17 protein-coding genes are annotated in these 12637 nt (G+C 72.5%); 11 read left to right on the forward strand and 6 right to left on the reverse strand.

What is annotated here, in order from left to right:
- The first annotated feature begins 2 nt into the window (after nt 1–2).
- From EKO23_RS19095 to paaK, 3 genes are all read left to right on the forward strand, one after another.
- Entirely contained in the window at nt 3–713 is a 711-nt protein-coding gene (locus tag EKO23_RS19095) for a SigB/SigF/SigG family RNA polymerase sigma factor (RefSeq protein ID WP_134719721.1), read from the forward strand.
- 83 nt (nt 714–796) lie between these two features.
- Complete coding sequence (paaI, locus tag EKO23_RS19100) at nt 797–1225, forward strand: hydroxyphenylacetyl-CoA thioesterase PaaI (protein WP_246051190.1); 429 nt, start codon at nt 797–799, stop codon at nt 1223–1225.
- Nucleotides 1222–2496, forward strand: coding sequence for a phenylacetate--CoA ligase PaaK (gene paaK, locus EKO23_RS19105; protein ID WP_134719722.1), 1275 nt, complete (start codon nt 1222–1224; stop codon nt 2494–2496). The genes paaI and paaK overlap by 4 nt, the downstream gene beginning before the upstream one ends.
- A gap of 161 nt (nt 2497–2657) precedes the next feature.
- On the opposite strand, the gene arfB is transcribed toward paaK, so the two are convergent.
- Together arfB and EKO23_RS19115 are read right to left on the reverse strand one after the other, a co-directional pair.
- Entirely contained in the window at nt 2658–3122 is a 465-nt protein-coding gene (gene arfB / locus EKO23_RS19110) for an alternative ribosome rescue aminoacyl-tRNA hydrolase ArfB (RefSeq protein ID WP_134719723.1), read from the reverse strand.
- The gene (locus tag EKO23_RS19115; RefSeq protein ID WP_134719724.1) at nt 3119–3532 is read right to left on the reverse strand and encodes a CoA-binding protein; all 414 of its coding nucleotides are present in this window, start codon (nt 3530–3532) and stop codon (nt 3119–3121) included. Before EKO23_RS19115 ends, arfB begins: the two co-directional genes overlap by 4 nt.
- Before the next feature lie 73 nt (nt 3533–3605).
- On the opposite strand from EKO23_RS19115, the gene EKO23_RS19120 reads away from it, so the two are divergent.
- Nucleotides 3606–4778, forward strand: a complete 1173-nt coding sequence (locus EKO23_RS19120; protein ID WP_134719725.1) for an acyl-CoA dehydrogenase family protein — start codon at nt 3606–3608, stop codon at nt 4776–4778.
- A 9-nt stretch (nt 4779–4787) separates the two neighbouring features.
- Here EKO23_RS19120 and EKO23_RS19125 read toward each other — a convergent pair whose 3' ends face one another.
- Nucleotides 4788–5267, reverse strand: a complete 480-nt coding sequence (locus tag EKO23_RS19125) for a hypothetical protein (protein ID WP_134719726.1) — start codon at nt 5265–5267, stop codon at nt 4788–4790.
- 156 nt (nt 5268–5423) lie between these two features.
- On the opposite strand from EKO23_RS19125, the gene EKO23_RS19130 reads away from it, so the two are divergent.
- The 7 genes from EKO23_RS19130 to EKO23_RS19155 all read left to right on the forward strand — a co-directional run bounded on the left by EKO23_RS19130 (nt 5424) and on the right by EKO23_RS19155 (nt 10959).
- Complete coding sequence (locus tag EKO23_RS19130; RefSeq protein ID WP_134719727.1) at nt 5424–6668, forward strand: alpha/beta hydrolase; 1245 nt, start codon at nt 5424–5426, stop codon at nt 6666–6668.
- 4 nt (nt 6669–6672) lie between these two features.
- Entirely contained in the window at nt 6673–7140 is a 468-nt protein-coding gene (locus EKO23_RS19135; protein ID WP_134719728.1) for a methyltransferase family protein, read from the forward strand.
- A 71-nt stretch (nt 7141–7211) separates the two neighbouring features.
- The gene (locus EKO23_RS19140; RefSeq protein ID WP_217702704.1) at nt 7212–8180 is read left to right on the forward strand and encodes an endonuclease/exonuclease/phosphatase family protein; all 969 of its coding nucleotides are present in this window, start codon (nt 7212–7214) and stop codon (nt 8178–8180) included.
- 157 nt (nt 8181–8337) lie between these two features.
- On the forward strand, nt 8338–8736 hold the full coding sequence (locus tag EKO23_RS19145; protein ID WP_134719729.1) for a VOC family protein: 399 nt from the start codon (nt 8338–8340) through the stop codon (nt 8734–8736).
- A 283-nt stretch (nt 8737–9019) separates the two neighbouring features.
- Nucleotides 9020–9151, forward strand: a complete 132-nt coding sequence (locus EKO23_RS26530) for a hypothetical protein (protein WP_281280968.1) — start codon at nt 9020–9022, stop codon at nt 9149–9151.
- Between the two features lie 312 nt (nt 9152–9463).
- Nucleotides 9464–10477: a hypothetical protein gene (locus tag EKO23_RS19150; RefSeq protein WP_134719730.1), complete on the forward strand. Its 1014-nt coding sequence runs from the start codon at nt 9464–9466 to the stop codon at nt 10475–10477.
- Nucleotides 10474–10959, forward strand: a complete 486-nt coding sequence (locus EKO23_RS19155; protein ID WP_134719731.1) for a SigE family RNA polymerase sigma factor — start codon at nt 10474–10476, stop codon at nt 10957–10959. The genes EKO23_RS19150 and EKO23_RS19155 overlap by 4 nt, the downstream gene beginning before the upstream one ends.
- Before the next feature lie 82 nt (nt 10960–11041).
- Here the strand turns inward: EKO23_RS19155 and EKO23_RS19160 are convergent, their stop codons facing one another.
- The 3 genes from EKO23_RS19160 to EKO23_RS19170 are packed head-to-tail and all read right to left on the reverse strand — an operon-like array spanning nt 11042 to nt 12637.
- Nucleotides 11042–11302: a DUF6510 family protein gene (locus EKO23_RS19160; RefSeq protein WP_134719732.1), complete on the reverse strand. Its 261-nt coding sequence runs from the start codon at nt 11300–11302 to the stop codon at nt 11042–11044.
- Between the two features lie 13 nt (nt 11303–11315).
- Complete coding sequence (locus EKO23_RS19165) at nt 11316–12068, reverse strand: ferredoxin reductase (RefSeq protein WP_134719733.1); 753 nt, start codon at nt 12066–12068, stop codon at nt 11316–11318.
- Complete coding sequence (locus EKO23_RS19170; RefSeq protein WP_134719734.1) at nt 12038–12637, reverse strand: sulfite oxidase-like oxidoreductase; 600 nt, start codon at nt 12635–12637, stop codon at nt 12038–12040. The genes EKO23_RS19165 and EKO23_RS19170 overlap by 31 nt, the downstream gene beginning before the upstream one ends.

Below are 12637 nucleotides of genomic sequence, written 5' to 3' on the forward strand. Positions count from 1 at the left end.
CGATGGACGCGCGTGGTGCCGAGCTCGCCGATCTGGAGGATCGGGTCATCCGGCTCAACATGAACGTCGCCAGCGACGTGGCCCGCCGCTACCGCGGCCGGGGCGTGGCGGCCGACGACCTCGACCAGGTCGCCCAGCTCGGGCTGGTCAAGGCGGTCAAGGGCTTCGACGCCTCGCGCAGCACCGACTTCCTCAGCTTCGCCGTCCCGACGGTGCGCGGTGAGCTGCGCCGCTACTTCCGCGACAACGGCTGGACGGTCCGCCCGCCGCGGTCCATCCAGGAGCTGCAGGCCCGGATCACCGCGATCGAGGGGGAGCTCTCCCAGGAGCTCGGCCGCTCGCCGCGACCGAGCGAGATCGCCGAGCGGCTCGACGTCCCCCTCGACCGGGTCGTCGACGCGCTGGCCGCCAACGGCTGCTTCAGCCCGACCTCGCTGGACGCCGACCTCGGCGACTCCGACGACGCCGGGCTCGTGGACCGGCTCGGCGGTGCCGACCCCGGCTTCAAGTCGGCCGAGGCACGGGTGGTGCTCAAGCCGCTGTTCGAGCAGCTCGACGACCGTGAGCGGCTGATCCTCGAGATGCGCTTCGTGCGGGGCTGCACGCAGGCCGAGATCGGCAAGGCGGTCGGCGTCACGCAGATGCAGGTCTCACGCATCCTCGCCGGCCTGCTGTCGCGCATGCGGGAGCAGATGCCGGTCCCCGCTGCCTGAGACGTCGGCTCCCGGACCCGGTTCCACCATCCCTGCGCGCCGGGTCCGGGCGCTGCCCGGGCGACCTGCCCTAGCCTGTCCAGGTGACCCCGGACGAGAAGGCCCGCCGCTGTGCTGACCTGATGTGGGCCGACGACCGCGCCAGCCAGGCCCTCGGGATGGAGGTCGTGGACGTGGGTCCGGGGCGGGCCACGCTGCGGATGACCGTGCGCCCCGACATGGTCAACGGCCACGACATCGGCCACGGCGGGATGACCTTCACGCTGGCGGACTCCGCGTTCGCCTTCGCCTGCAACTCGCACAACCGGCGCACCGTGGCCGCCGGCGCCGAGGTCCGCTTCCGTGCGCCCACCCACGGCGGCGACGTGCTGGTCGCGAGCGCGGTGGAGCGCAGCCGGTCCGGCCGGGACGGCGTATATGACGTCACCGTCACCCGCGACGGCACCGTCGTCGCCGAGTTCACCGGACGCAGCAAGGAGATCGGCGGCACGTTCTTCGAGGAGGCGCCGTGAGCGGAGAGATCCCCGACCTGAGCCGGGAGGCCCTCGAGGAGCTGCAGTTGACCCGGCTGCGGGACTCCCTGCGCCGGGCCTACGCCCACGTGCCGCACTACCGCAAGGCCTTCGACGGCGCCGGGGTCCGGCCGGACGACCTCGAGACCCTCGCCGACCTGGCCCGCTTCCCGTTCACCGCCAAGGCCGACCTGCGGGCCAACTACCCCTTCGGGATGTTCGCGGTGCCGCGCGAGCAGGTGAACCGGATCCACGCCTCGAGCGGCACCACCGGCAAGCCCACCGTGGTCGGCTACACCGCCGAGGACATCGTCACCTGGTCGGAGGTGATGGCCCGGTCGATCCGTGCCGCCGGTGGCCGTCCGGGGGACGTCGTGCACGTCGCCTACGGCTACGGCCTGTTCACCGGCGGTCTCGGGGCGCACTACGGCGCCGAGCGGCTCGGCTGCACCGTGGTCCCGGTCAGCGGTGGCATGACCGAGCGACAGGTCCAGCTGATCACCGACTTCCGGCCGCGGATCATCATGGTCACGCCGTCGTACTTCCTCGCCATCCTCGACGAGATGGAGGAGCAGGGCATCGACCCGCGCGCGTCGTCCCTGGAGATCGGGATCTTCGGGGCCGAGCCGTGGACGGACGAGATGCGGCGCGCGGTCGAGGAGCGGGCCGGCATCCGGGCGGTCGACATCTACGGGCTCTCGGAGGTGATGGGGCCCGGTGTCTCCCAGGAGGCCGGCGAGACCCAGGACGGGCTGCATGTCTGGGAGGACCACTTCCTGCCCGAGATCGTCGACCCGGTCACCCTCGAGCCGGTGCCCGACGGCGAGGAGGGTGAGCTGGTGTTCACGTCGCTGACCAAGCAGGCGATGCCGGTGGTCCGCTACCGCACCCGGGACCTGACCCGGCTGCTCCCGGGCACGGCGTACCCCGCGTTCCGGCGGATGCAGAAGGTCACCGGGCGCACCGACGACATGATGATCGTGCGTGGCGTGAACGTGTTCCCGACCCAGGTCGAGGAGCAGATCCTCGCCGTCGAGGGGCTGGCCCCGCACTACCTGTGCGTGCTGACCCGCCCCGGCAACCTCGACGAGCTCACCGTGCGCGTCGAGGCGGTCGACTCCGACGTCGACCGGGACTCGCTCGCCCGCGCGCTCGCCGAGCGGATCAAGAACCTGATCGGGGTCACCGCGAAGGTCGAGGTCACCGACCCGCACGGGCTCGAGCGGTCGCTCGGGAAGGCGAAGCGGATCAGCGACCAGCGTCCGAAGTAGTGGTTTCGAGACGGGCCTCGGCCCTCCTCAACCACCGATGGGCTCGGCCCCCTCAACCACCGATGGGCTCGGCCCTCGACCACCGGTGGTTGAGGAGCGAGCGCCAGCGAGCGTCTCGAAACCCGTCTCGAGACCCGTCTCGAAAACCGTCTCGAAACCCCTCAGCCGTCGCCGCGGACCCGGCCGCGCAGGGACTTCACCTCGCCGCGCTGGCGCTTGGCCTCCAGGCGCCGGCGCTGCGAGCCGCGGGTCGGCTTCGTGGCCCGGCGCGGTGCCGGCGGGGGTGCCAGGGAGGTGCGCACGAGTGCGGCGAGGCGCTCGCGGGCGGCGACCCGGTTGCGGTGCTGGGAGCGGTGCTCGGAGGCGACCAGGACCAGCCGGCCGCCGGTCAGCCGGGACTCCAGCCGCTCCTGCAGCCGGGAGCGCTGGGCGTCGGTGAGCGCCGACGACGACCCGACGTCGTACTCGAGCTCGACCCGGGAGTCCGTCGTGTTCACCGACTGCCCGCCGGGCCCGGGGGATCGGGAGAATCGCTCGACCAGCTCGGCGGCGGGGATCACCAGCCCGCGCGGGAGGCCGGGGCCGGGCGGGACCGGGAGGTCGCTGCCCGGCCGACCGGCGCTCATGCGGCCCGGTGGCGCCACTCGATGGCGGGGCAGGTGTCCATGACCATGGGTACCCCGGCCGCGACGGTCCGCTTGAACGCGTCCTCGTCGATCACCCCGAGCTGGAACCACACCGCCCGCGCGCCCACCGCGACGGCCTGGTCGGCGAACTCGCCGGCGAACTCCGAGCGGCGGAACACGTCGACCACGTCGATCGGGAACGGCACGTCGGCGAGCCTCGCGTAGCCCTGCTCGCCGAGCACGGTCGGGGCGTCCGGGTGGACCGGGACGATCCGCTTGCCGCGACGCTGGAGCAGCCGCGCGATGCGGTACGCCGTGCGGTCGGGGTTGCCGGACAGCCCGACGATCGCCCACGTCTCGAGGTCGTCGAGCATCAGGTCGACGCTGGCCCGGTCCTGCCACTCGGTCATGGGGCCAACGTACCCAGTGGGGAGACGTACCTCACGGTTAACGAACGCTCACCTCGGGACTAGAATCCGCCGCATGGCCGACGAGTACCCGATGTACGCCCTGTCCGAGGAGCACCAGGCGATCCGCGAGGCGGTCCGGGCGGTGTGCGACGCCAAGGTCGCGCCGTACGCCACGGACGTCGACGAGAACGCCCGCTACCCGCAGGAGGCGGCCGACGCGCTGCAGGCGGCGGACTTCCACGCCCCGCACGTGCCCGAGGAGTACGGCGGCGCGGGTGCGGACGCGCTGGCCACGGTGATCGTGATCGAGGAGGTCGCCCGGGCCTGTGTGTCGAGCAGCCTGATCCCCGCGGTCAACAAGCTGGGCTCGCTGCCGGTGCAGATCTCCGGTTCGGAGGAGCTCAAGAAGAAGTACCTCTCGAAGCTCGCGGCCGGCGAGGGCGGCTTCTCCTACTGCCTGTCCGAGCCGGACGCGGGCTCGGACGCGGTGAGCATGAAGACCAAGGCGGTCCGCGACGGCGACCACTGGGTGCTCAACGGCGTGAAGCGCTGGATCACCAACGCCGGGGTCAGCGAGTTCTACACGGTGATGGCGGTCAGCGATCCCGAGGCGCGCAGCAAGGGCATCTCGGCGTTCGTGGTCGAGAAGTCCGACGAGGGCGTCTCGTTCGGTGCGCCGGAGAAGAAGCTCGGCATCAAGGGCTCCCCGACCCGCGAGGTCTACCTCGACAACGTCCGTATCCCGGCCGACCGGATGATCGGGCCTGCGGGCACCGGCTTCGAGACCGCGATGAAGACCCTCGACCACACCCGGGTCACCATCGCCGCCCAGGCGGTCGGCGTCGCCCAGGGCGCGCTGGACTACGCGCTCGGCTACGCCCAGGAGCGACAGCAGTTCGGCAAGCCGATCGCCGACTTCCAGGGCCTGCAGTTCCTGCTCGCGGACATGGGCATGAAGGTCGAGGCCGCCCGCCAGATGACCTACGCCGCCGCCGGCCGTTCCGAGCGCGGCGACAAGGACCTCACGTTCTTCGGCGCCGCCGCGAAGTGCTTCGCCTCCGACGTCGCGATGGAGGTCACCACCAACGCGGTGCAGGTGCTCGGTGGCTACGGCTACACCCGCGACTACCCGGTCGAGCGGATGATGCGCGACGCCAAGATCACCCAGATCTACGAGGGCACGAACCAGGTGCAGCGGATCGTGATGGCGCGCCAGCTCCTGGCCGGGATCCAGTCCCGGCTCTGACGGTCCGGGTCACCCGGAGACAGCCGCGGCGACCTGGTCCAGCATGTCTTGCTCGCGCTCGCTGACCTGCTGCGCCCCGAACCCCATGAACCCGCCGTCCTTGGCCGCCTCCGCGGCGGCCTTGGCGGACGCGACCAGCCAGCCGGCGAAGGCCGAGGCCTCCTCGGGTGTCGCCTTGGCGGCCACCACGGCCTGCACGTCGCGGAGCTCGTCGAGGACCTGGCGGCCCGGGGCCTCCCCCTTGGCCGGCCGGTAGCCCTTCAGGGGGTGCTGGTGCTCCTGGGACATGGCCTGGACCTCGAGCGCGACGTCGGCCAGCAGCTGCTCGCGGCTGGGTGGGTTGGTCGCCGACTTCAGGGTCGCCATGGTCTCCTTGGCTGCCTCGAACGGGCCGCCGGGGTCGGCCAGCGTGATCGCCAGCCCGGCGACGAACGGAGCCCGCACCACCCGGGCCCACTCCTCGTCGGTGAAGTCGTCCTTCGTGGTCATGCCGGGCTCCTCTCGTCGGTCCCGGCTCATCGTGCCCGCGCGCCACCGCCCCCGGCTCGCCCGAGACGGGTGAGGCTGTGCTGGGTCGCTCCGAGGGCCGTCCACCGGGCCCGCACGGGTCATTGCCGGGCACCCCGCCCGGTGGTCGAATCGGGCATGGACGTCGGTCGGGCGACCTTCGTCGGCGCGGTCGCGGTGCTCGCGGTGCACGTCGTCGACGACTCGTTCGTGCAGCCCGAGCCGGGCACGTCCGCCGCCGACCACTGGGTCGCCGGGCTGGCCACGCTCGGCCTGCTCGGGCTGGCGGTGTGGGGGTACGGCGTCGTCCGCCCGGGAGCGCGTGCGGTGATCGCGCTCCTGCTGGGGCTCTTCGCGCTGGTGGTCTCCGGCGAGGCCTGGCAGGCCGCGCGGAGCGACGCCGGGGCGTCCGGGGACGACTGGACGGGGCTGCTCGTGCTGCCGGCGGGGATCGTCCTGATCGGGCTCGCAGCGGTGCTCCTCTGGCGGTCGCGGCGTACCGATGACCGCCGCCTGCGCCGCTACGTCCGGCGTGCCGGCATCACCGTGGCCGCGGTGCTGCTGCTCGGGTACGTCGTCCTCCCGTTCCTCCTGACCTACGGCTACACCCACGTCGGCACCGGGGAGGTCGCTGGCGACCTCGGCGACCACGAGCACACCGAGGTCACGCTGACCACGAGCGACGGTATCGACCTGAACGGCACCTACGTACCGTCGCGGAACGGCGCGGCGGTGATCGCGTTCCCGGGCCGGGGGCCGGGCCACGACGCGGCGCGGTTCCTCGCCGACGCGGGGTACGGCGTGCTTCTGTACGACCGGCGCGGGGCCAGCGGCAACGAGGGCGACCCGAACGCGCTCGGCTGGGGCGGCGTACCCGACGTCGAGGCCGGTGTCGCGTTCCTGCGGGACCGACCGGAGGTCGACCCGGACCGGATCGGGGGCATCGGCTTCTCGGTGGGGGGCGAGCTGTTGCTCGAGACCGCGGCCGGCAACGAGGACCTGCGGGCCGTGGTGTCCGAGGGCGCGGGCATCCGCTCGACGCGCGAGGCCGTCGCGCTGCCCGGGATGGAGAAGTGGCTCGAGCTCCCCGTCTGGACGTCGACGACCCTGGGAACCGCGCTGTTCTCCGGACACCTGCCGCCGGAGGGCCTCCAGGACCTGGTTCCGAGCATCGCTCCGCGCCCGCTCCTGCTCATCTACGCCGCGCGGGGCCAGGGCGGGGAGCGGTTGACCGAGGAGTACTTCGCCGCGGCCGGCCAGCCGAAGCAGCTCTGGAAGACGGACAGCAGCCACACCGCCGGCTACGACTCCGACCCCGACGGGTACGCCCGTCGGGTGCTCGCGTTCTTCGACGACGCGCTGCTCGCCGGCCCGTCACAATGACGGGATGGGGGAGGGCTCCGACACCGTCTCGTTCCGGCTGTGGCCGCCGGTCGCGATCGGCGCGCCCCTGGTCGTCGGCTGCCTGGTCACGGCCGCCTGGGGCGACCCCGTCGACCTCGGCGGGTGGCGGGTGCCGCTCGGGTGGGCGCTGGTGGTGTCCTTCGCGGGCTGGAACGGCTGGTCGCTGTGGCTGTTCCGCCGGCACGCGACCGGGCTGCTGCCGGGCCAGTCGACCGAGGCGATGATCGAGGAGGGGCCCTACCGCCTCTCCCGCAACCCGCTGTACGTCGGTCTGCTCGCGCTCTACCTCGGGCTGGCGCTGCTGGTGCCGACGTTCTGGGGGCTGGTGCTGTTCCCGGTCGCGGTGCTGCTCGTGCTCTGGGGTGCCATCCGCCCGGAGGAGCGCTTCCTGCACGAGCGGTTCGGCGCGCCGTACGACGACTACGCGCGGCGGGTGCGGCGCTGGCTCTGACTGGACCAGTCGTATCTCGGCTCGCCACAGACCCCTCCTCGGAGAAGGGACGCCCTGAGGGAGGTGCGGCCATGGCACGGCTGCGGATCGGTACGTGGAACCTGGAGAACCTGTTCCGGCCGGGCACGGACGCGGGAGCGCCCACCGACCGGACGGCGTACGACGCGAAGCTGGCGGCGCTGGCGGCCACGATCACCGCGCTGCAGCCGCACGTGCTCGCCGTGCAGGAGGTCGGCGACCCGGCCGCGCTGGACGACCTCGCCGCGCTGCTGCCCGGTACCTGGCACACCGCGACCGCACCGCCGGACGAGCGCCACATCCGGTGCGGCGTGCTGTCGCGGCTGCGGATCTTGGAGACCGAGCAGTTCTCGGCGTTCCCGGCCGGGCTCGGGCCGGTGCAGGTCAACGACGCGGGCAAGGTGCTCGCGGCGATCGGCCGGCCCGGCCTGCGCGTCCGGGTGCCGTGGTCGACCCGCCTCGACGCGGCCGGGCGTGGCCGGCTGCTCGACGTGGTCTCGGTCCACCTGAAGTCCAAGCTGCTCTCCTTCCCCGGTGGCCGGTTCGCGCCGCGGGACGAGGACGAGCGGGCGCGGTACGCCGTCTACGCGCTGCACCGTCGCGCGGCCGAGGCCGCTGGCGTGCGCGCGTTCACCACCACGCTGCTCGCGAACCAGGGCGACCGGCACCGGGTGCTGGTGGCCGGCGACCTCAACGACGAGGCGGCTGCCGCGACCACCCAGATCCTGCTCGGGCCACCCGGCTCCGAGATCGGGACCGACGGCTTCGACCGCCCGGACCGGGGCGACCTGCAGCGCCTGTGGAGCCTCGCCGAGCTGATCCCCGAGAAGGAGCGGTACTCCCGCGTCTACCGCACCCGGCACGAGCTCATCGACCACGTGATGGTGTCCCGGGCGCTCCTCGACGACGTCCGCACGGTGTCTGCCGGCGGCCCCGCCCCGTCGATCGACGACGACCCCCGCGACCGGGTCGACGAGCCCGGGTCCGACCACCGGCCGGTGGTTGCGAGCTTCGCGGTCTGATCGCCCAGTGGCCAGGTCTTGCGTGTCGAGTGGCCAGGTCGTGCGAGGCGGAGGGGGATGGCGGGGCCGATGACGCAGCGGGTCACCCGGTCAGGGCAGGGCACACGCCCGGCGAATGCGGTCGACGCGAAATGACGGGACGGGCAAGACTGGCGCCATGACGTCGTACATCTCGCACACCACGGTCGACTGCGGCAACGCGTACGAGCTCTCGGAGTGGTGGAAGGAGGTCCTCGGGTACGTCGACGTGCCCGGCGACCCCAACGAGCCGGGCCACCCGGAGTGCATGATCCAGACCCCCGAGGGCGACCACCACGTCCTCTTCATCGAGGTGCCGGACGCGAAGTCGGGGAAGAACCGGCTGCACTTCGACCTGCGTCCGTCCGCAGGCTCGCGCGACCAGGAGGTCGAGCGGCTGCTCGGGATCGGGGCACGGGAGATCGACGACCAGCGCAACCACTACGGGCCGGGCGTCGGCTGGGTGGTGATGGCCGACCCCGAGGGCAACGAGTTCTGCGTGCTGCGGTCGGAGGCGGAGCGGGCCACCGAGGCCTGACGGCTCTCACTGGGTGTCCCTATGGCGCCGGTGGCGCGCGTCGTCACCATGCCGGGCTTGTCGTACCCAAGCGACCCTGACCGATGACCAGTGCGGACTGGTCGTCATCGACACCCACGTGGCCCGTGGTGCCTCGAACGGCGGGGTCACCTTCCACGACCGCGGAGGCCCGTACGGCCGCACGAACGGAGCCAAGCAGGTCGTGGCAGTGGACATCACCGGCTCCCGGTCGGGGCGCTGGTCGTGCCCGCCTCCACCCACGAGAAACCGGGGCAGCGAGTTGATGCTGGAACACCTGACCCTGCAGGGCGTCGCCGGCCGGCTCGAGCTGGTCCTGGTCGACCATGGCGTCACCGCGGCCGCGGCCCGCATACTCGGCCAGCACCACGACCTCGAGGTCCACCGGGTGGGGTGAGGACGACCATGCATCGCGACCACGTTGCCACCTCTCGCGCGAACAGACTCAGCGACGCAGAGGCCTGCTGGCCGCGTGATCGACGTGCCACCCACGCGCCGTGGAATGCGGCCATGACAGCGCGTTTCGCGGTCGGGGAGCATCGGTAGACGTGCGCGCTGCTGGTGGCAGCGTCCGCTCGTGACCCCTCCGACGGCCGAGGCACCTTGGGGTCCTGACGACTCTGGTCTAGCTCGGTTCGGAACCGGACCCCCGAAAGCCGCACTCCATTGCGTGTTGATGAGTGAGAGGCTCTTCGGATCGGAGGCACCCATGGACACGCTGCACGACCGGCTGGCGGAGTTGGCCGAGGACGCACCCACGGGCGGCGCGCCGGCGGCCGAGCTGTGGGCGCGCGGCAAGCGCGCCCATCGCCTCCGGGTCGGGGCACTCGCGGCCGCCTTGACGGTGGTGGGCGTCGTCGGCACCGGGATCGGCGTGCGCCTCGCCGATGGCGGTGACGAGCGCTCCGACATCGCGCCGGCGGGGATCGCCGGCATGGCGCTGCCGATCGAGTACCCGGTCGGACAGGCGCTGCCGGATCTCGGGGACAAGCCCGGACCGCTGGCGGCGATCTGGTTCGTTCCTCGCGGAGGCGGCGGCGCGCCCGAGGTGGTCGGCCTCGTCGCGGAGACCGGGGAGTTCGGTACGCTCCCGATCGACGTGTCGAGGGACTACGTCCGTGGCAAGCACTTCGCGCTGTCGCCCGACGGCCGCAGGATCGCCTATCAGACGTCGGACCCGTCGGCAGGCGAGCCGATGGTCCACGACCTTGAGAGCGGAGAGAGCTACGCGCCCGCGTTCGAGGACTTCGGGCCCGACTTCGAGCCCACCGAGGGGTACACCTGGGTCGATTCCACCCACCTGGTCGGCCACGCCGACATGGACGCGGACGGATGGCTGAATGACGCAGAGGGATGGGCGTGGGAGCCGGGTACGGCGCCCAAGGAGGTCGACGTCATTGCCTACGTCGGGTCCCCCTACCTCGTGGAGAATGCCGGCCGGGAGCCGTGGTTCCTCACCTCGGACGATCCGCGGAAATGCCTGTCCCTCCGAGACCTCCCCGGGGGAAAGCAGATACCGGTGCTGTGCGACGTCGTGGGTCGCCTCGGCTCCGAGTTCGCACTGACCCACGACGGCGACGGGGCGGTGATCGCCCTGGACATCCGCGGCGTCGAGGACGAGTCGCTGCGCCACGTGGTCGCTACTCCTGATGCGCCGCGGCATGGCGCGTTCGCCACGGACCTGATCGCGCACGCGCTCGGCCTGGCTGGCGGTGCGTCATGACCGGGTACGTCGACTTCGAGGACTTCGTGGTCGCGCGCAGGGACGCGCTGCTGCGTACGGCGTACCTGCTCACCGGCAACCATCACGATGCCGAGGACCTCGTGCAGTCGGCGCTGATCAAGGTGGTGCCGAAGTGGACGCGGATCCAGGACCGCCCGGAGGGCTACGTCCGGCAGGTGCTCGTCCGAGAGTCCGTGAACCGGTGGCGCGGTCGCCGCTGGCGAGAGGTCACCACCGCGAAGGTCCCGGAGGTGATGCATCAAGACGGCACCGACCGCATCGCGCTGCTCGAGGACCTGCGCAGCCTCTCGCCGCGGCAGCGCGCGGTGCTGGTGCTGCGCTACTTCGACGACCTCACCGAGGCCGACACCGCTGCGGCTCTCGGCATCTCCGTGGAAACCGTCAAGTCGCACGCCCGCGACGCGCTGGAGCGCCTGCGCCACCAGCAAACTGGCGAGGAGCAGTCAGCGGCCACCGCCTGAAACCCCTGGCCCCGAGCACGACCAAGCGCCCGCTCATCGGCTGTATGAGCGGGCGCTTCGATCTCAACAGGGACACACCCAGTCAGGTCGGCAGACGCAGCGCCGCCGTGCCGCGGAGGTCCAGCCAGGTCGCGTCCGGAGTCCGCACCAGCCGCAGCAGCACGTCCGAGCAGCCGGGGCAGCGTGCGACCAGCCCCGGGTCGGGTCCGTAGACCGCCAGCTCGGCGACCACCGAGTCCCGGCCGCATCCGGCGCACCGGGCGTGCGCCACCGTCACCTCGGCGGCGAACACCTCGGCCAAGGGGCCGGCCAGCAGGTTCCCGTCGTACGTCGCTCCCGCCATGTCGCTTCTCCTCTCACCCGCCGAACCGCTCGGTGCGCACCCGGTCGGGGTCGTGGCCGGCGGCCAGCAGCATCGCCGCCGCCGCCTCCACGAACCCGGTCGGGCCGCACACGTAGCAGGTCGGTTCGAAGTCGGGCGGCCACCCGTGGGCCGCCAGGTCCTCCGGCTGCAGCCGGCCGGTGCCGCGCCGGTCCTCGTCCGGCGCCTTCCGCGTGTAGATCCAGGTGACGTCCAGCCCGGCGTCCTCCGCGACCCGGCGGCGCAGCTCCGCGCCGTAGATCCGGTCGTCGGGCGTCCGCACCGAGTGCACCAGCCGGAACGGCGCCCGGCTGGCGCCCGCGCGGGCCCGGACCATCGCCATCAGCGGCACCACGCCCGAGCCGGCCGCCACGAGCAGCACCGGGCCGGGGGTCTCGGGGCGCCACACGAACCAGCCCCCGAGCGGGCCGCGCACCTCGACCGCGTCGCCGTCCGCGAGGTCGTCGGCGAGGAACGGCGACACCTCGCCGCCGTCGGTGCGCTGCACGGTCACCTCGACCTGGTCGCCGTCGGCCGGCGCGGCGAGGGAGTAGCTGCGGACCGCCTGGTACCCGTCCTCGGCGGTCAGCCGTACGTCGACGTGCTGGCCAGCGAGGTGACCGGGCCAGTCCGCGACCCGGAGCACCAGCGTGCTCGCGGCGGCCGTCTCCGGATGGCGCTCGACGAGCACCGCCGGGCGCCAGGTACGGCGGGCCCTCAGTCCCCCTGGTACCGCTGCTCGCGCCATGGGTCGCCGTAGTCGTGGTAGCCGAGCTGCTCCCAGAAGCCGGGCTCGTCCTGGACCAGCAGGTCGATCCCGCTGACCCACTTCGCGGACTTCCAGAAGTACAGGTGGGGAACCAGCAGCCGGGCCGGGCCGCCGTGCTCGGGGCTGAGGTCGTCGCCGTCGTGCTCGAACGCGATCCAGGCCTGTCCGTCGAGGAGGTCCTCCAGGGGCAGGTTGGTGGTGTACCCGCCGTGGCTGTGCACCAGCGCGAAGTCCGCGGCGCTCTCGACGTCCTCCAGCAGCGCGTCGAGCGACACGCCGCGCCACACGGTGTCGAGCCTGCTCCACCGGGTCACGCAGTGGATGTCGACGGTGACCTCCTCGACCGGCAGCGCGGTGAGCTCGGCCCACGACCAGGTCCGACGTTCCCCGCCCTCGCTGCGCACGGTGAAGGTCCACTCGTCCCGGGACACGACCGGCGTCGGTCCGGCGGAGAGGACCGGGAAGTCGTGGGTGAGGTACTGCCCGGGCGGCAGCCGGTCATCGGCTCCCTCCCGGCGGCCGCGGAAGCCGCGGGTGACGATGCTCAT

The organism is Nocardioides guangzhouensis, from assembly GCF_004519545.1.
Lineage (GTDB): Bacteria > Actinomycetota > Actinomycetes > Propionibacteriales > Nocardioidaceae > Nocardioides > Nocardioides guangzhouensis.